This is a genomic window from Yersinia fenwicki (assembly GCF_043099325.1).
Taxonomy (GTDB): Bacteria; Pseudomonadota; Gammaproteobacteria; order Enterobacterales; family Enterobacteriaceae; genus Yersinia.
Genome location: NZ_CP170755.1, coordinates 2,307,420 through 2,324,446, shown reverse-complemented (window position 1 = coordinate 2,324,446; position 17,027 = coordinate 2,307,420). Strand labels below are relative to the sequence as shown.

Here is a 17,027-nt window from a genome sequence, read left to right as displayed (position 1 = left end):
TTTGCGCCAGCGAGGCTCAGGCTGGCGCAACCTTACTTTCATCACCCGGCAACGCCATTTGCAACTGTGTTAGCGAACAATACAGCCGCCAGATAAGCCCGGCCAGTTCTCGGCCTGTAGCATCCGGGTATTGTCCCAAAATAGCACTCATACGCTGCAATTCTTGCAACGTCGCTTGTAGTGAACTCGGTTGAATACCTTTCTCGGTCATACAACCTTTCAGACAGTGAATACACACATCCCGCACGGCAGACAACGGCGCAGAAGTGGTTTGCCAATCGCGTAACTGCCACACGACATGACTGCAATTGAGTAGCACCATCCCCCACCGTAGTAACCACAGGCGCGCGGGTTGATCTTTGCTAAGATTAAGTTGATTGATGCGGTGATATATCAATGACTCAAATTGATTCTGGCTTTGCCGCGGGTGAGCGCTGAGTTGGTCGATAAAATCACGCCGCAGCATACGAATAATACGCCGACTCTTGCGCTTATCAGAGCTTGGACGAAGTATCTGAAAGGCTACACCGGCTAACATCACGCCAACTAATTTGCCAATGTTATCATTGAGAAACTCTTGATAATCATAGCTCGGGGGATTGGTCACGCTCAGAAATGATCCCATAAAAACAATCAATTGCCCCCATAGCGAAGCATAAGTTGGATGCTGGAGTTTCATCATTTGCATGGTGATTAAAATGGGAAATAGCACCACGGCAAATTGCCAAAAATCATCAATCTGCACCATCACGCCAAATTTCAGAATAAAACAGCTAATGGAGAGCAGAATAATGGCTTTCAAGAGTGTGGCAATGCTGTCAGTTGGCGACGGAGTGGCAGAGTAGAGCACGCAACTGACCGCCGCCAATGACAACGCAGCAGCCCCAGAACTCCATTGTGTACTGATCCAGAAGGCACAACCGATAACAATGCAAACAAAGGTTCTCAGGCCGTTATAGGCGGCCTCATAGGTGTCGGTGTGGCGAGCCAACGAGGTTACAGCCGGTGGCAACAACATGCCGCTTTCCGGTTCCTTATCCAACTGAGCAAGCCAGCGATTAACTTGCAAATATAACCAGCAAAAATGCCGCAAGCGTAACCAGAAGGCCCGATGGCGATAATCAAACTCATCATGGGGAGCAATTTGTTGCAGGATCTTGGCTATCTGATATTTATCACAGTCAGGTTGTTGTAAGGCGGTTAGCAATTGATTGATAACCGCGGGCAGATTCTCCGGCGGCGATGGCCAGTTAACCAACATACGACGCAAACTGGTAATCACGCTGGTGATGCGTAATTGGCGATGCAGAATGAAATTCAAGACATTATTGTGTCGCCGTAAACGATAATGGCTCCAAAATGCCTGAATACGCAGGAGATTCATGGTAAGAATCTGGCCAATCAGTCCCTCATGGGAGGCGCGAATCTGCGGTGTTAGCTCCGTCTGCCATAATAATTCTGCATGTTCTAACAACCGTGATTGCATGCGGCGCAGTGACGTCAACAGTGCTTCGCCGTCTGAAGTGCTGGGGAGCAGCATCATCATCAGACCCCCACAGAGAATACCGGTAATGACCTCACAAACCCGGGCTTGGGCAATATCAAAGATTTGTTGTGTGTCAGTAGTATTGACAGTAGAAAAGGCAATGATCGCGGTGGTATAACCCGCCAAAGCGAAAGCATAAGAAACGTTATTTTGATAGTGATTGGAAACAAAAGTACACAGGCCAATCCAAGCGGCAATGACAAAGGTGAACAACCAAGGATCATTCAGACAATGACCTGCAATCATCAGTGATGCGGCGGCACCGATAAGGCTGCCAATAATCCGGCCAATACTTTTGCTGATAACACCGCCAACCGTTGGAAAACTGACTACCGCCGCAGAGGTCATTGCCCAATAGGGCTCATCCAAATTCAGTGCAAATGCAATCCACAGGGATAAACACATTGCCAGCGAATTGCGCAACGCATAACGCCACTGACCTGCATTAGCCTTGCCCCAGGGAGTGTGCTGCCACGAGGGAAAAGAGAAGCGCATTTTTAATCTGCCAGCGAAATGGTGCAGGTGGTGCCGGCGATCAAGGTGACATCGGACGGAACATCCAGCAGCTTAATCCTGACGGGTACCCGCTGTGCCAGACGAACCCAAGGGACATTCGGTTTCACATCAATCAACAAACTCCCGCTGGTATCGACGCTTTGATCATAAATGGCTCGCCCAATACTTTCGACTACACCGCGTAAAGGAACATTGCCATTATACAAAACAATCCTGGCTTCATTACCTTCTCTAATGTGTCTGAGCTTAGTTTCTTCGAAATATCCCATCACGTAGAATGAGTCGGTATCGATAAGTGCGACTAATGGAGTGCCGACGGTTGCATAGTCACCAACACGGGTTTGCAAGTTGGTGATATAGCCATTGGCGGGGGCATAAACCCGCGTTTTACTCAGATTCCATTTCGCTTGTTCAAGGTTTGCCTGCGCGCCTTGATATGCGGCCTTCATGCTGTCAGCGGTTAGGTTAGCAATGTCGAGATCTTCGCCTGAAATGATATTTTTAGGTAAGTTCCGCCGACGTTCGGCTTCATGATTGGCTTTGGCCAGATCTGCCTGCGCCCGGACTACGGCAGCTTGTGCATTATCCAACGCTAATTGATAGGGCTGTGGGTCAATCACAAATAATAAGCTTCCAGTGCTTACCAACTGGTTATCATGAACTAATATTTTAACCAATCGACCAGAGACTTCTGGTGTGATACTGACTAGTTCCGCCCGGACTTTGCCATCACGAGTCCAGGGGGATTGCATATAATAATTCCACATCCACCAACCGGCACAAAGTGCAAAGGCGAATACGATGACAGAAGAGAAGTATTTAAGAGACTGATGATTCATATCAATTTACCAACCGGCTAATATCCATAAAGAAACGCTGACTGCAATGACAAAAATGGACAGATCCATTAATATTGGATGCCAGATATCACCAGAGTAGATCCAATTCCGCAACATATGATGGATCAGTAGCCATAAAACTAAACCTAGCATAACCGCCTTAAACATTGGCGGGAAATAGATTGAGGCACCTAAAACCAAGTCTGATAGGGGTGCACTTGTGGATAACATAGATACATACATAAGGTTAATCCTTAAGAGGTAATTTTAGTCAATACATAACTTTTGCTAAAGGATTCCCCGTATTTATTGCTATTGTCCTAGCATCGACGGTATATATACATTTGTGTTTTTAATGTTAATTACCCAAAATAGACTGGACTCTGGTAGTTATGCTAGCACGCTAAATAAAAGGAGGGGCAATTGGAATCGACATTAGGATCTGATTTAGCACGATTAGTTCGCGTTTGGCGCGCGCTAATAGACCATCGGTTGAAGCCGTTGGAGCTGACCCAAACGCATTGGGTTACCTTGCATAACATTAATCGTTTACCACCTGAGCAATCCCAGATTCAACTGGCAAAAGCGATTGGTATCGAACAACCATCATTGGTTAGAACCTTAGATCAACTGGAGGAGAAAGGTCTAATCACACGCCATACCTGTGCAAATGATCGGCGTGCAAAGAGGATAAAACTGACGGAACAGTCTTCACCGATAATAGAGCAGGTTGATGGAGTCATATGTTCCACCCGTAAAGAAATTCTTGGGGGAATTTCACCAGATGAAATTGAATTGTTATCTGGTTTGATTGACAAACTTGAGAGAAACATTATTCAATTACAAAGTAAGTAAAATTAATTTTTAAGACTTAATTCACAGCAGAAAGAAAATTTTTAGCAGTAAAAATAAGCCAGAGATCGCAGTGATCTCTGGCTTTACGGGCTATATCATAAAATGAATACAGCGGCCCGATTAGCGCGGGCTAACAGTTACTGTACTGCCACTGCTGGCGAGCATCACGCGCTGTCCTACGCTAAAGCGGGTTGGGCCTTGTTTCTGAACAACCAGAATAGTGGTGCCATCATCTTTACGTACTTCAAGCTGTACGCCGTCAGTACGGTTCATCGCACCTTGAACACCTTGTCCTGCCATACCACCAGCAACCGCACCAGCTGCTGTCGCCAGACTACGGCCTGTGCCGCCACCGACAGTATTCCCGAGGAAACCACCCAGTACAGCACCACCGATTGCGCCCATAACATTGTTGTCATCGCCGCCTTGAATCGTCACCGGACGCACGGAAAGCAAGGTACCGTAAGTCACTGTTTGTACTTGCTTGGCTTGTGAAGCGGTAAAAACGTCACCAGATAAGGTGTTGTTGTTAGCACAACCGGTCAGAGTAACCGCAGCAATAGCAACGGCGATTAATGGCTTGATCATAAAAACTCCTATTAAAATGCATAACCGTATTACGGTTCAGTATTCCTAGTATATCCAAATCCAGTCCAATAACGGCCTAGTATTTGCATAAAGTATGGCTTACTCAAATATTTATTTCACTACTTACCGTATTTTGACTGTGTGCTTCATTTTTTGATAACACTAATAAGACCGCAGCTTAGCGGTTTATACTTCAACCAATATTAAACGGCAGTTTAACTTTCTCAAAGTTAGAAATGTCTCTGCCATAACTCATACTGTAAGAATTAATGACTTTTATGTGACCCTTCTTGCAAATAAAAATCATTCTTTAAGATATGTCCCTATGGCGGTATACACTTAAAAAAGTATATCTTTTCATGGTGTTAATTTTATTATTCTGACGTGATTTGGGTGAAATCTCGTTGCCATTTTGTCCCACAATGGGAAATAAGGTCATTGCTATGAAATCAGGCCGTTTTATTGGGGTGATGTCGGGAACCAGTCTGGATGGCATCGATGTTGTTCTGGCCGCTATTGATGAGCGCATGGTGGCTCAGCAGGCCAGTTATTGTCACCCGATGCCGCTTCAGTTAAAAAAAGACATTCTCGGCATGTGCCAAGGTCAGTCAACCACGTTATCTGCTGTGGGTAAACTCGATGCGCAATTAGGAATACTATTTGCTGAAGCGGTGCTGGCACTGCTGGCCAAAGCGGGGCTGACAGCACAAGACATCACGGCAATTGGCTGTCACGGGCAAACGGTTTGGCATGAGCCGTTGGGTGAACCGGCCTTTACCATGCAATTAGGTGACAATAATCGTATTGCTGCCATGACAAAAATTGCCACTGTAGGGGATTTTCGCCGCCGGGATATGGCTTATGGCGGGCAGGGCGCGCCACTGGTTCCGGCCTTCCATCATGCTTTATTAGCGCATTCCACGGAACGGCGCATGGTGCTGAATATTGGCGGTATCGCGAACTTATCTATGCTACTACCTGATTTGCCGGTGCGCGGTTTTGATACTGGGCCGGGGAATATGCTGATGGATGCCTGGATTTGGCGTAATTGTTCGCTACCTTATGATAAGGATGCTGCCTGGGCACTATCGGGTCAGGTAAATCAGCCATTGTTGGAACTGATGTACAGCGATCCCTATTTTGCGAAACCAGCACCGAAAAGCACCGGTCGCGAGTATTTCAATGCCGGGTGGCTGGATAAACAATTGAATAAAATTCCGGGTATCAAACCTGAAGACGTCCAGGCGACATTGGCAGAGCTGACCGCACTCTCCATTGCTGAACAAGTTCAGTTGGCAGGGGGGTGTGAACGACTGCTGGTTTGTGGTGGCGGAGCGCGGAACCCATTAGTGATGTCACGGATGTCAAGACTATTGCCGGGTACCGAAGTGTGTATCACCGATGATTTTGGTGTCAGTGGCGATGATATGGAAGCGTTGGCATTCGCCTGGTTGGCTTTTCGAACCTTGTCCGGTAAATCGGGTAATTTGCCCTCGGTGACCGGAGCCAGTTGCGAGACCATTTTAGGAGCAGTCTATCCTGTATCCTCACGATGAGGGTGCTAATCTGCTATAAACTGGGGTGGCTTATCCACGCAATAAGGACGGCAAAAATGAAATTTCTATTTGGCACGGCGGCAGTATTAGGTACAGCGGCAGTATTGTTGCTCACGGGATGCAGTTTGGTGCAGCCAAAAAACGAAACTTTGCATTACCAATGTGGTGGTACCAAGCTAACAGTCATGCAAGATAATAAGCAGGATAAAGTCAGTTTAGTGCTAGACGGTAAACAGCTTACCTTGCCGCAAGTCCGTGCTGCTTCCGGGGCCAAGTACAGTGACAACCGCTACACTTTCTGGTCGAAGGGCAATACGGCTTTTGTTGAGCGTGACGAAAAAGTTATTATCAATGACTGTATGTTGATAAAATAAATACTTTGATCAAGTAATCAGGCTGTTGTCGGCTCAGGGTGATTGTGATTCTGCCGCTGTGAGGGCAAAATGATAATCACAGCTTTCCTGTGCCATACCGAGCTTATATGACTGACAATAATGAATTTGATGTTGCAGATTTGCGCCGTGAATATATTCGTGGCGGTCTACGCCGCAGCGACTTAACCGAAAATCCATTGGAATTGTTTGAGCGCTGGTTAAAACAAGCCTGTGATGCGCGTTTACCTGATCCAACAGCCATGTGTGTGGCAACAGTGGACGCCAACGGACAGCCCTATCAGCGGATTGTGCTGCTAAAGCATTATGATGACCAAGGTTTGGTGTTCTATACCAACTTAGGCAGTCGCAAAGCGCAACAATTAGCTGAAAACCCACACGTCAGCTTATTATTCCCTTGGCATATGCTTGACCGGCAAGTCATCTTCCTTGGCAAAGCCGAGCGGCTTTCCACCCTCGAAGTAGTGAAATATTTCAGTTCTCGTCCCAAAGATAGCCAAATTGGAGCCTGGGTATCCCAGCAATCCTCACGGATTTCGGCTCGTGGTGTATTGGAAAGCAAATTTCTCGAGCTTAAGCAAAAATTCCAACAAGGTGATGTGCCACTGCCCAGTTTTTGGGGGGGGTTCCGGGTTAAATTCGACTCTGTCGAGTTCTGGCAAGGAGGCGAACACCGCCTGCATGACCGATTTATCTATCAGCGGGATACAAATGCTTGGAAAATTGACCGTTTAGCGCCGTAAGAGTGATGAAATCCTAGCGCTTGTGCTGCGGGCGCTTTATTCTATACCCGTCATACTTCAAGCTGCATGCGCATTGACTGCTTTCGTTAATCCCAGTCACTTACTTGAGTAAGCTTCTGAGAACTTGCACAATTGTCGCCTTCCTGCAACTCGAATTATTTACGGTATAAATCCGCGTTACCTCGTAAAAGACAAATTTTTGTAAAAACAATTTTGTAAAAAACAATGGAGTCGTTGATGACCAGCAGCAACCTGATTAAACAATTGCAAGAGCGGGGCCTCGTTGCCCAGGTTACGGATGAAGACGCGTTAGCAGAGAGACTGGCGCAAGGGCCAATTTCACTGTATTGCGGTTTCGATCCAACCGCAGACAGCTTGCACTTGGGTCATCTGGTTCCATTGTTATGCCTAAAGCGCTTCCAACTGGCAGGGCATCGCCCGGTTGCTTTAGTGGGGGGAGCGACCGGTATGATAGGTGACCCAAGCTTCAAAGCCAGCGAACGTAAGCTGAATACCGAAGATACGGTGAACGAGTGGGTGGAGAAAATTCGTCGACAGGTTTCGCCATTCCTGGATTTTGATTGCGGTGAGAATAGTGCTATTGCGGCCAACAACTACGATTGGTTCGGTGGCATGAATGTACTGACGTTCCTGCGTGATATTGGCAAGCACTTCTCTGTTAATCAGATGATCAACAAAGAAGCCGTTAAACAGCGTTTAAATCGCGACGATAGCGGTATTTCATTTACCGAGTTCTCCTACAATTTGTTACAGGCTTATGATTTTGCTTGCCTAAATAAAGCGTACGGTGTTGCACTACAAATCGGGGGATCTGACCAATGGGGTAATATTACCTCTGGTATCGATTTAACCCGCCGTCTTCACCAGCAGCAGGTTTATGGCCTGACTGTGCCATTAATTACCAAAGCAGATGGCACCAAGTTCGGTAAAACCGAAGGTGGTGCGGTGTGGCTTGATCCGAAGAAAACCAGCCCTTACAAATTTTACCAATTCTGGATCAATACCGCAGATGCTGACGTTTATCGCTTCCTGAAATTCTTTACGTTCATGAGTTTGGAAGAGATTAATGCACTGGAAGAAGAAGATAAAAATAGTGGTAAAGCGCCGCGCGCTCAGTACGTATTGGCCGAAAATGTCACCGGTATGGTGCATGGCGAAGAGGGTCTGGCTGCGGCAAAACGTATCACTGCCAGCTTGTTCTCCGGTGATTTAAACGACATGACAGAAGCTGACTTTGCTCAACTGGCGCAAGATGGTATGCCGACCATTGAGCTGACTCGTGACGCCGATTTGCAGCAAGCGTTGGTCAATGCGGAGTTGGTACCTTCTCGTGGCCAGGCTCGCACCATGATTAGCTCGAATGCGGTAGCGATTAACGGTGAGAAGCAATCTGATCCGGAATACGCTTTCACGGATGCCGATCGTCTATTTGGCCGCTATACCTTATTGCGCCGCGGTAAAAAACATTATTGCCTGATTAGCTGGCTGTAAGGGTAAAAGAAAATAAGGGGCAAGATATGTCCCTTATTTTTTTGCTAATGGTTTATTCACTTTAGGCCGTATCAATGAAAAATATTCTTTCGATTCAGTCACACGTTGTTTTTGGCCATGCAGGTAATAGCGCGGCTGAATTTCCTATGCGCCGGATGGGTGTTAATGTCTGGCCGTTAAATACCGTTCAGTTTTCGAACCATACGCAATATGGTCACTGGACGGGATGTGTTATGCCCGCCAGCCATCTGACTGAAATTGTACAAGGTATTGCCGATATTGACCGGCTTAAAGACTGTGATGCTGTATTGAGTGGCTATATTGGCTCACCAGAGCAAGGTGGTCATATATTGGCAGCTGTCGCGCGGGTGAAACAGGCCAATCCAAACGCGTGGTATTTTTGTGACCCGGTCATGGGACATCCAGAGAAAGGGTGTATCGTGGCACCCGGTGTGGCAGAGTTCTTCTGCAACGAAGCATTACCTGCCAGTGATATCATTGCGCCGAATCTGCTTGAACTGGAACAACTCAGCGGCGTGCAGGTAGACAATGTAGAGCAAGCGGTAAAAGTCGCCCGCGACCTTTGTGCGAAAGGGCCGAAAATCGTTCTGGTTAAGCATTTGAGCCGTGCCGGTTATCATCTCGACTGTTTTGAAATGTTATTAGTGACTATGGATGATGCCTGGCACATCAGCCGTCCACTGGTAGATTTTGGTACACGCCAGCCAGTGGGTGTGGGTGATTTGACCAGTGGGTTATTGCTGGTAAATCTACTTAAAGGTGAACCTTTGGATAAAGCACTGGAGCATGTAACGGCTGCGGTATATGAAGTGATGTTGAAAACTCAGCAGATGGGTGAATATGAACTTCAGGTAGTTGCGGCACAGGACGCTATTGTTAACCCTTCCTGTCATTTTACTGCGACGAAATTATAATCTTGGTATGAAGTGCCCCGTATTTAGGGGCACTTCAAATGAGTGACTTTCTTATTTCTTCACATCTTCTGCAGCTAGTGCCGCTTTGACTGCCGGACGTTCTGCTACCCGCGCCATATATTTATCTAAATGGCTACGCTGCTTAATTTCAAGTTTCAGTGCAGTTGCCCAGCGGGTTACGGTAAAGAGATAAGCATCGGCCACGCTGAATTTTGAGCCCAACAGATAATCATGTTTTGCTAATACGCTATCAACATAGCTGAATTGCTTATCAAGCCGTTCACGGGCGATAGCTTTATATTCATCTGGCGTTTTCGGGTTAAACAGCGGGCTGAAACCTTTATGTAATTCAGTCGCAACGAAGTTTAACCACTCAATGGCGTGATAGCGGGAAAGGGTACCTGATGGTGCAATCAGGTGGCGATCAGGCACTTTGTCTGCCAGATATTGCACAATGGCCACACCTTCAGTGAGCAGACTTCCATCGTCCAGTAACAGAGCAGGCACTTGTCCTTTCGGGTTGATGTGTAAATAGTCTTCACCCGTTTCAGTTTTTTTAGTCGCCAAATCGACACTTTCAATACTGAAGTCTAGTCCCGCTTCACGTAACACAATATGGGGAGACAAAGAGCAGGCACCGGGTTTATAGAACAATTTCATCACAAACTCCTTAATAGCATACTGAAAGAAAAAAGCTTCCATTAATCCTAAGACAGGCAGACAAAAAATACAGCTAGTGCAATGTAATATAATTATGCAGGAAGTGAGAAGCTAACCTACAGCAGTATATTTTCCCCACTGTAGGCCATCTATGACAGTTATTTTCTGTCAGTGGAGATTATTACCGTGGTGGACGTGTGCTGATCGAGGCAGACCAGCTAAAAGTGGTGGTGCTTGGTGCTGTTTTTTTGGTTTTTCTTTCTACGCGGGTTAATTTTGCGACTTGTTCGCGGGCGTTCATGATTTTTTCTATGGCTTCGTCTTTCACTTTATTTTGTTCTGAGTTGGTTAATGCCCTTCCTAAATTTATCCTGGCTTTATCGAGTTGCGTTTTGACATCACGTTGCTCACTTTCGGTCATTTCTTTTAATGTCAGCTTTTTCATTTTTTTTGCCTTGTTTGCCTCAGTCTTACTTAGTGTACAACTTTATCTTAAATGGAGATGTAAGAGATTGCGATCTGGGCGACATTAATCACGATAAAAGCCTGTTAATGACTTCAAATGGCGAATTAGCGCCCGCTCTCAGCAAAATAATACCAAGAGCGTGGCACCGCAGTTATTTTAGTGAATTACAGCAATCGCGAACCGTAGCCCCACAGTAAAACGGTCAGGCCAAGAAGTAACTCTAATACCAGCACTCCGATGGCAAAGGTAGAACCAGAGAAGATAAAACCTTCTTGCCGATCAATATTGAGGAAGGTGGGGATGCCCAGATACATCAAGTAGCCGGCATAGCAAAGTGCAATCACCCCGACTAATAAACACAACCAGATCATTGGGTAGAGGGCGACCACTCCGGCCAGCAACATTGGCGTGGCAGCATAACCGGCGAATAAGGTGCAGCGCTGCCAACTAGGGCGGCTTTCATAGCGGCGCGCCATCCAGTAAATCACACGGCCCATCAGTGCTACCGCAGCCAGAATCAAGACGTAAAAAATGACAGCGAAATAGAGTGCGGTGAGGGGTATCAGTTTTATGGTCTGCCCATCACCAAAATTCCAACCGACTTGTGTGGTGCCGATAAATGCGCAAATCACAGGGATAGCCGCCATCAGGAGAATGTGATGAGCATACATGTGGCGTACACTTTCGCCTTCACGTTTGATTTGCTGAAACTCCTGACCGGGATGGGTCATAAGCCCCCAAACATGGTTGATCATAAATCACCTCCTGATCGGATATTGGCCGCAGACAACAGACGTGTATCAACCTGAGATAGGGAGTAATGCTCTGCGATATAAATTGAGTATAGTTTATTTTTTGTACACCAAGAGTGTGGAGTTATTCACATTGGTGTTGCGTGGCGGTGCAGACATAATTACAGAGAATGAATAAGATAAATCAGCAATGCTATTTGATGAGTTAATCACAGGAGTAGATCATGGGTATTCAGGGAAATGATAGTCGTATCGACAATATAGAGTTTGCTGTCAGTGATATCGCCCGTTCAAAAGGTTTTTACGGGACGGTTTTTGATTGGCGCTTTACTGATTATGGGCCGAGCTATTGTGAGTTTACCGATGGTCGATTGACGGGGGGATTCACCTTAGGCGAAGTTAAGCCTAATGGTGGGCCACTTGTCATTCTGTATGCTGATAATTTAGAACAGATGCAAAAACGTTTGGAACAGGCGGGTGCCGTGATTGTCATCCCGATATTTGCTTTCCCGGGTGGGCGGCGTTTCCACTTCACCGATCCTGATGGATATCAGTTGGCAGTATGGTCAAATAACTGACAGCCTGCAGAAATCAAAAAATAAAGCGCTCCCGAAGGAGCGCTCTTAGCCAGCCAGCAAATTAAGCAACTGCGGCAGGAGATGGTTTGTTACTGTCACTTGGCGCCAATGTCATGCGATACAGTTTTGGTGCGGTGAGCATCATCAGAACTGCGATAATAGCCGTCACAATACCAATCTGCATAAACACGTGGCTATAGATAGCAAGTGATGCATGGGCATCGGTGATATCACTTGGTACCGCGGTCAACGCGGCAACTTTACCGGCGATCAGCGCAGCTGCAGCTGTGGTCAGGAACCATGACCCCATGATGAAGCCCATTAAACGCTGAGGTACCAGTTGTGCGACCATCGCCAGACCCAGACCTGAAATCATCAGTTCACCGATGCTTTGCAGCGCATAGCTGAGGATTAACCAGTTGACGGAAACAATGCCGTGTTCGTTGGCAAAACTTGCACCCCACGGCAGCACCAGGAAGGCTGCGGAACAGAGCGCCATACCGAAAGCAAACTTGTGCGGCATTGGCAGGCGGTCGCCCATTTTATTATAGACGGCAGCCAGTATTGGGCTGGCAACCATAATCCAGAATGGGTTCAATGCCTGATATTGTTCCGGCTCAAAGGCAATACCAAAGATAGAGTGTTCAACGTTATGAATAGCGAAGAAGTTCAGTGATGTTGGCATTTGGCTGTACAAGACGAAGAACACCACCGCTTCCAGCATCAGCAGAAATGCGACGATCATCCTACGACGTGCGGTGCCGTGCAGTGAGAATGTCTCTTTGGCAAAGATAAAAATAATGCCGACAGAAACCAGAGCCAATGCCCAGCGTGCCACTATTTGGTTGTGTAGCAGCCAGCTTGACAATGCAACCAGGGCGATGACACCAACCAAGACCATCAGCAGTTTTTTAAATTGTAATGGAGCAAAATCAGGTTTAGATCCTTGATTTTTCACCCATTTACGGCAGAACCAGAAGTTCACCAGAGTGATCAGCATCCCGACAACGCTCAGTGAGAATGCGACGCTCCAGCCATACTTTGCCGCTAACCACGGGGTCGCCAGCATAGAGAAGAACGAACCGATATTGACGGACATATAGTACATAGTAAATGCACCGTCCAAACGCGGATCGTCTTTGTTATAGCAGGTTGACAGCAGGGAAGATGGGTTGGCTTTGAACAAACCATTACCAACTGCAATAGTTGCCATACCCAGATAGACCCAAAAAATGTCATGACCGGAGTAGGCTATCATGGCATAACCCACTGCCAGCGTCAGTGCACCCAGCACAATGACGCGTTTTGCACCGAGGACTTTATCTCCTAACCAGCCACCAATGGCAACAAAACCATAAACCAGTGCGCTGAAGGATGAGAACAAGGTGATAGAGTCGGCTTCGCTCATCCCGAGCATTTTCACCAAATAGACGGCCATGATCCCTTGCAGGCCGTAATAACCAAAACGCTCCCAAAGCTCGATAGAGAAGATCAGGTAAAAAGCCTTCGGTTGCTTGAAAGCATTCATGCTGATTTCAGGCTGGCTATCGTTTGGTGGTTGTTGATTGTTGTTTGCTGTTAATAGCGGTGTGGGAAACACCAAGGCGCTTAGCAAGTTTACGTGTGCTGGGATAATTACGATAAAGCCGAGTTAAAACAGAGCGTTCAAAACGCTTGCTAATATCGTCGAGCGAACCATCAAGCACTTCATCTCCCAGAGCCGCTTCAACCTCAAACTCCGGCAAGACGATATCTTGTGGCCGTAACTCAGCCCCTTCCAATTGGGTCAAAGCACGATAAACCGCATTTTTCAGTTGGCGGACATTCCCTGGCCAACCGTAATTGGTCAGAAAACTACTCAGCTCAGGCGCTAATTTCGGCCGTGGCACACCCTGTTCATCAGAGAACCGCGCAACAAACAGTGCTGTCAGTGGCATGATATCTGCTTGACGTTCACGCAAAGGCGGCAAAGTGATAGTCAATACATTAAGGCGGTAATAGAGATCCTCGCGGAATTCGCCACGCTGTACTAATTCCACCAAATTCTTTTGGGTGGCACAAATAACCCGCACATCAACATGCACCTCATGCTCCTCTCCCACACGTCGGAAAGACACGGAAACCTCTGTTTTCACTATCCGCCATAAATGACAGGAAAGACAAAAGTGAATGCGCGAGATGGCATCCTTTTGCGTTGTTATAAGATGTTTTGCGGCGGTTAATGTTCACTATCTTTGTCAACGAGACAAGGCTTTTGTAATATCCGGTTACATATATCTTACTCAATGCGATAAAGCTATGTTGCAAATGTTATGCAGTATTAACGTTTATGTTTTCGCTGTTTGGCGAATTTTTGTTTTGATTAAAAGCTGAACTGATTTTAATTAGTGATATATTCTACTATTTGGCTATTTTATGGTTCATATCGTTGCATGTATGTAAATGGATAAATCATTATTATGCATATGGGTGAAAATCTGAAATTATCCAAAAAAAGATTAAATGTTAACCAGGCAAATGCCTGGGTTGGGCAGTGAAGTGAGATCTGGATCAGAGAGTTGTGTAAATTTTTGGCCGGTAAAAACAACAACACGGCAAAACACGGATGCAGACGCGATGATATACTGCATGGAATCATGAAAATCTGAGAATATGTATGGATATCAAACAGCTTATCTATCTCTGTAATTTGGAGCGCGAGCGGCATTTTGGCCGAGCAGCTGAAGCCAGTTTTGTGAGTCAGCCAACATTGTCGATGCGCTTGAAAAATCTGGAGCGGGAGCTGGGCGTTGCACTCATAAACCGTGGCAATAACTTTGAAGGATTTACCGCAGAAGGTGAGCGCGTATTATCGTGGGCCAGAGAGATTGTCTCTGTTTATCAGGGGCTAAAATTGGAAGTCGAGTCACTTAAAAATGGGTTGAATGGTACATTGCGTATTGGCGTGGTGCCACAATGCAGTATCTCATTGGCACGATTACTGAAAAGCGCCGGTGAACGCTATCCTCATCTTGACTTCCGGGTCTCGGTGTTAAGCGCAGATCAATTGTTGGAAGCGTTAACTGGTCATTCGGTTGATGTAGGCATAGGTTTTTTTGAACTGACCATACTCAATGAGCTGCATTTTCAAGCTCAACCGCTGGTCGATAGCGGGATTGATGTGGTGTTTCATCTCGAGCATTTCCCTCAGTTGATAGGCACCGAGCCACTGGCACTTTCTCAGGTCGCGGCATTGCCACTCTGTCTGACAGAGCCTAGCCGTTACTTCCGACGTTATTTGGATAATAGTTTCCGCGAAGCAGGGTTATCACTGCATACTCGGCTGGAAAGCACATCAATATTTCAGTTGCTACAAGGGATTTTTGTTGGCTTGGGCTGTGGTTTATTCCCTCAAGGAAGTTTGCTGGCAGAGATGTCTCCGGCATTACTGCGAAGGCCGGTGGATATTCCTAAAATGAGTCGGCATGCTGCGGTCGTGGTGGCTGAACCAGGGCGGGTAACACCGCTGGCCCAGCACTTCTTTGACGTAGCCCAAGAGTGGCTGACTTCCCACGAGACGGAATAACTGAGGTCAGCGCTGAATTTAAATCGTTTGCCCGAGAGTGTGGCGTAACCGGTTAGTCCATCCCGCCGAGGCGGCGCTGAAGATAATACCCAGCAACTGTTTATCACTGAGGCCTATCGCCCGCAACGGGCTAATATGTTGGTGGCTAAAGCGCTCTGGTGCGCGGGTCAGCTCGGCCGTAACAGAGATAAGCTGGTGGGATATTTGCTCGCGAGATTGTGCTGCTAAAGCCTGATCGACTCCGGTCTGTAGCGCAGCTAATAATGCGCTATCTTCACTCAATTGTTGCAACTTATGCTGATGACGAGCCTGACAGTAGAGGCTGCCATTGATGCGGGCACTGACCAATGACACCCATTCCTGCCAGTCAGCGGGGACTCGATCTGGGTTGTCCAACTGAGCGGTAATCGCGCTATAGGCTGACAAACTCTCTTGATGGTGTGAAAGCAACTCGTTGAGTGTCACCTCGCTAGCTATTGAGGTGTCCTCGGCTGTAACGGAGTCGGTTTGCGCCAGCGAAGGCAGCCAACCTTGCCACTGTGGTTCACTTTCCAATAACAGGGCTGACGGGGCATCCTCCATTCGTGGGAAGCCGGGGAGCATGACGGTTGGATAGCCCGCTTGGGCAGAAAAACCGGCGACTACTCTGGCCTGAAATCCAACAAAACCAATTATCTGCGATAAAACAATAATATCTGCATCTGTTAGTCCGACCTCTGCCAGTTGTTGCAACGCATGTCGGTCAATCATTGTCGGTTGGCTGGCGAGTTGTCGTGCATATTGGGTAATTTGTGTCAGCCGCATATTACTTTCCCGCGAGGCATCTGGGCTGGAAAGTGGTGTGAGGAGGGCGGCATAGTGACTACATAAACGTTGAATTCCGGTCACTTGTGCGACAGTCAACGCGCTACTTAATCGGTCATAGAGCGAGAATGTATTCTCGTAATTTAGCTCGATAACCGCAGGGAAAAGCGCCAGGTACATGGCATCTGAGGCAGATAAAATAGCAGAGTAATGCTGCAGGGAGTGAGTTAGTGCCAGCGGAATATTGTGGGCTAAGCCGAGCAGAAAAATGCTTTGCTCAAGCGGGGAGCCACTCTGATATGGATTGCCGATGTTGCCAGTATTGGTTGTGTCATTTTCGTCGGCAATTTGTGGTGGAAAAGCACCACCACTGCGTTGAGTTTCATGATACCAATGCGCATTATCTTGTCGTCTAAATTGCACCATAATAACCTCCGTTAGGGGCAGCAACGCGCCAAAGTTAAAGGTGAATGAATCACCTCTTCAGGCGACAGGTACAGATGAATACTGGACAAGATGGGTATTGCGGTATCTGGCTGGGCGTTATGAAAAGTGCGGAGGTTCAACATCGGCAAGATATCCTGTTGTTTTATGGAAAGAACACAGTGGATATCATTGCTGATTGAGTTGGCGAGATAAAATAATGTTAAACCATAATCCATAACTAAAAGTAATAACATATTATTATATATAACAAAAATGTTGTTACGTTAGTTAATA

General features: G+C 46.8%; 19 protein-coding genes. 9 read left to right on the top strand and 10 right to left on the bottom strand.

Going from position 1 to position 17,027, the window contains the following annotated elements:
* Positions 1–16: 16 nt before the first annotated feature.
* From ACF3VQ_RS10710 to ACF3VQ_RS10700, 3 genes are read right to left on the bottom strand one after another with little or no spacing between them, the layout of a single operon-like run.
* The gene (locus ACF3VQ_RS10710; RefSeq protein WP_392435356.1) at positions 17–2,041 is read right to left on the bottom strand and encodes an FUSC family protein; all 2,025 of its coding nucleotides are present in this window, start codon (positions 2,039–2,041) and stop codon (positions 17–19) included.
* A gap of 2 nt (positions 2,042–2,043) precedes the next feature.
* Positions 2,044–2,901, bottom strand: coding sequence for an efflux RND transporter periplasmic adaptor subunit (locus ACF3VQ_RS10705; protein ID WP_392435354.1), 858 nt, complete (start codon positions 2,899–2,901; stop codon positions 2,044–2,046).
* A 6-nt stretch (positions 2,902–2,907) separates the two neighbouring features.
* Positions 2,908–3,144 carry a DUF1656 domain-containing protein gene (locus tag ACF3VQ_RS10700; RefSeq protein WP_392435352.1) on the bottom strand — a complete coding sequence of 79 codons (237 nt, stop codon included), beginning with the start codon at positions 3,142–3,144 and terminating at the stop codon, positions 2,908–2,910.
* A 180-nt stretch (positions 3,145–3,324) separates the two neighbouring features.
* Here ACF3VQ_RS10700 and rovA point away from each other — a divergent pair, with 180 nt between their 5' ends.
* Complete coding sequence (gene rovA, locus ACF3VQ_RS10695) at positions 3,325–3,756, top strand: virulence master transcriptional regulator RovA (protein ID WP_004706617.1); 432 nt, start codon at positions 3,325–3,327, stop codon at positions 3,754–3,756.
* 120 nt (positions 3,757–3,876) lie between these two features.
* On the opposite strand, the gene ACF3VQ_RS10690 is transcribed toward rovA, so the two are convergent.
* Positions 3,877–4,344, bottom strand: a complete 468-nt coding sequence (locus tag ACF3VQ_RS10690) for a glycine zipper 2TM domain-containing protein (RefSeq protein WP_392435349.1) — start codon at positions 4,342–4,344, stop codon at positions 3,877–3,879.
* 443 nt (positions 4,345–4,787) lie between these two features.
* Between ACF3VQ_RS10690 and anmK the strand changes: the two genes are divergently transcribed.
* The 5 genes from anmK to pdxY all read left to right on the top strand — a co-directional run bounded on the left by anmK (position 4,788) and on the right by pdxY (position 9,482).
* Positions 4,788–5,900 carry an anhydro-N-acetylmuramic acid kinase gene (gene anmK, locus ACF3VQ_RS10685; RefSeq protein ID WP_392435347.1) on the top strand — a complete coding sequence of 371 codons (1,113 nt, stop codon included), beginning with the start codon at positions 4,788–4,790 and terminating at the stop codon, positions 5,898–5,900.
* Positions 5,901–5,956: 56 nt separating this feature from the next.
* A complete protein-coding gene (locus ACF3VQ_RS10680; protein ID WP_392435345.1) occupies positions 5,957–6,274 on the top strand; it encodes an MliC family protein in 318 nt (105 codons plus the stop codon).
* 107 nt (positions 6,275–6,381) lie between these two features.
* A complete protein-coding gene (gene pdxH / locus ACF3VQ_RS10675) occupies positions 6,382–7,035 on the top strand; it encodes a pyridoxamine 5'-phosphate oxidase (protein ID WP_392435343.1) in 654 nt (217 codons plus the stop codon).
* 237 nt (positions 7,036–7,272) lie between these two features.
* Positions 7,273–8,547: a tyrosine--tRNA ligase gene (tyrS, locus tag ACF3VQ_RS10670; protein ID WP_392435341.1), complete on the top strand. Its 1,275-nt coding sequence runs from the start codon at positions 7,273–7,275 to the stop codon at positions 8,545–8,547.
* Between the two features lie 74 nt (positions 8,548–8,621).
* On the top strand, positions 8,622–9,482 hold the full coding sequence (gene pdxY / locus ACF3VQ_RS10665) for a pyridoxal kinase PdxY (protein WP_392435339.1): 861 nt from the start codon (positions 8,622–8,624) through the stop codon (positions 9,480–9,482).
* Between the two features lie 51 nt (positions 9,483–9,533).
* On the opposite strand, the gene gstA is transcribed toward pdxY, so the two are convergent.
* The 3 genes from gstA to ACF3VQ_RS10650 form a co-directional block, all read right to left on the bottom strand.
* Positions 9,534–10,142, bottom strand: a complete 609-nt coding sequence (gene gstA / locus ACF3VQ_RS10660; RefSeq protein ID WP_392435337.1) for a glutathione transferase GstA — start codon at positions 10,140–10,142, stop codon at positions 9,534–9,536.
* Between the two features lie 181 nt (positions 10,143–10,323).
* A complete protein-coding gene (locus tag ACF3VQ_RS10655; RefSeq protein ID WP_392435335.1) occupies positions 10,324–10,587 on the bottom strand; it encodes a DUF3811 domain-containing protein in 264 nt (87 codons plus the stop codon).
* A gap of 185 nt (positions 10,588–10,772) precedes the next feature.
* Entirely contained in the window at positions 10,773–11,363 is a 591-nt protein-coding gene (locus tag ACF3VQ_RS10650) for a Yip1 family protein (protein WP_392435333.1), read from the bottom strand.
* A gap of 221 nt (positions 11,364–11,584) precedes the next feature.
* On the opposite strand from ACF3VQ_RS10650, the gene ACF3VQ_RS10645 reads away from it, so the two are divergent.
* Positions 11,585–11,938 carry a VOC family protein gene (locus ACF3VQ_RS10645; protein WP_392435331.1) on the top strand — a complete coding sequence of 118 codons (354 nt, stop codon included), beginning with the start codon at positions 11,585–11,587 and terminating at the stop codon, positions 11,936–11,938.
* Between the two features lie 61 nt (positions 11,939–11,999).
* On the opposite strand, the gene dtpA is transcribed toward ACF3VQ_RS10645, so the two are convergent.
* Positions 12,000–13,466, bottom strand: a complete 1,467-nt coding sequence (gene dtpA / locus ACF3VQ_RS10640; protein ID WP_392435329.1) for a dipeptide/tripeptide permease DtpA — start codon at positions 13,464–13,466, stop codon at positions 12,000–12,002.
* Positions 13,467–13,482: 16 nt separating this feature from the next.
* A complete protein-coding gene (locus tag ACF3VQ_RS10635) occupies positions 13,483–14,118 on the bottom strand; it encodes a TyrR/PhhR family helix-turn-helix DNA-binding protein (protein WP_392435534.1) in 636 nt (211 codons plus the stop codon).
* A gap of 476 nt (positions 14,119–14,594) precedes the next feature.
* On the opposite strand from ACF3VQ_RS10635, the gene ACF3VQ_RS10630 reads away from it, so the two are divergent.
* Positions 14,595–15,503 (top strand): LysR family transcriptional regulator, encoded by a 909-nt coding sequence (locus ACF3VQ_RS10630; protein ID WP_392435327.1) that lies wholly within the window; start codon positions 14,595–14,597, stop codon positions 15,501–15,503.
* 18 nt (positions 15,504–15,521) lie between these two features.
* Here the strand turns inward: ACF3VQ_RS10630 and ACF3VQ_RS10625 are convergent, their stop codons facing one another.
* Positions 15,522–16,733, bottom strand: a complete 1,212-nt coding sequence (locus ACF3VQ_RS10625) for a CMD domain-containing protein (RefSeq protein ID WP_392435325.1) — start codon at positions 16,731–16,733, stop codon at positions 15,522–15,524.
* A 74-nt stretch (positions 16,734–16,807) separates the two neighbouring features.
* Between ACF3VQ_RS10625 and ACF3VQ_RS10620 the strand changes: the two genes are divergently transcribed.
* Positions 16,808–16,933: a hypothetical protein gene (locus tag ACF3VQ_RS10620; RefSeq protein WP_392435323.1), complete on the top strand. Its 126-nt coding sequence runs from the start codon at positions 16,808–16,810 to the stop codon at positions 16,931–16,933.
* The last annotated feature ends 94 nt before the right edge of the window (positions 16,934–17,027 follow it).

Bases quoted from the DNA above. Each gene is read 5' to 3' on its own strand.
- ACF3VQ_RS10710 (WP_392435356.1), bottom strand. From the start codon at position 2,041: ATGCGCTTCTCTTTTCCCTCGTGGCAGCACACTCCCTGGGGCAAGGCT.
- ACF3VQ_RS10705 (WP_392435354.1), bottom strand. From the start codon at position 2,901: ATGAATCATCAGTCTCTTAAATACTTCTCTTCTGTCATCGTATTCGCC.
- ACF3VQ_RS10700 (WP_392435352.1), bottom strand. From the start codon at position 3,144: ATGTATGTATCTATGTTATCCACAAGTGCACCCCTATCAGACTTGGTT.
- ACF3VQ_RS10690 (WP_392435349.1), bottom strand. From the start codon at position 4,344: ATGATCAAGCCATTAATCGCCGTTGCTATTGCTGCGGTTACTCTGACC.
- anmK (WP_392435347.1), top strand. From the start codon at position 4,788: ATGAAATCAGGCCGTTTTATTGGGGTGATGTCGGGAACCAGTCTGGAT.
- ACF3VQ_RS10680 (WP_392435345.1), top strand. From the start codon at position 5,957: ATGAAATTTCTATTTGGCACGGCGGCAGTATTAGGTACAGCGGCAGTA.
- pdxH (WP_392435343.1), top strand. From the start codon at position 6,382: ATGACTGACAATAATGAATTTGATGTTGCAGATTTGCGCCGTGAATAT.
- tyrS (WP_392435341.1), top strand. From the start codon at position 7,273: ATGACCAGCAGCAACCTGATTAAACAATTGCAAGAGCGGGGCCTCGTT.
- pdxY (WP_392435339.1), top strand. From the start codon at position 8,622: ATGAAAAATATTCTTTCGATTCAGTCACACGTTGTTTTTGGCCATGCA.
- gstA (WP_392435337.1), bottom strand. From the start codon at position 10,142: ATGAAATTGTTCTATAAACCCGGTGCCTGCTCTTTGTCTCCCCATATT.
- ACF3VQ_RS10655 (WP_392435335.1), bottom strand. From the start codon at position 10,587: ATGAAAAAGCTGACATTAAAAGAAATGACCGAAAGTGAGCAACGTGAT.
- ACF3VQ_RS10650 (WP_392435333.1), bottom strand. From the start codon at position 11,363: ATGATCAACCATGTTTGGGGGCTTATGACCCATCCCGGTCAGGAGTTT.
- ACF3VQ_RS10645 (WP_392435331.1), top strand. From the start codon at position 11,585: ATGGGTATTCAGGGAAATGATAGTCGTATCGACAATATAGAGTTTGCT.
- dtpA (WP_392435329.1), bottom strand. From the start codon at position 13,466: ATGAATGCTTTCAAGCAACCGAAGGCTTTTTACCTGATCTTCTCTATC.
- ACF3VQ_RS10630 (WP_392435327.1), top strand. From the start codon at position 14,595: ATGGATATCAAACAGCTTATCTATCTCTGTAATTTGGAGCGCGAGCGG.
- ACF3VQ_RS10625 (WP_392435325.1), bottom strand. From the start codon at position 16,733: ATGGTGCAATTTAGACGACAAGATAATGCGCATTGGTATCATGAAACT.
- ACF3VQ_RS10620 (WP_392435323.1), top strand. From the start codon at position 16,808: ATGAATACTGGACAAGATGGGTATTGCGGTATCTGGCTGGGCGTTATG.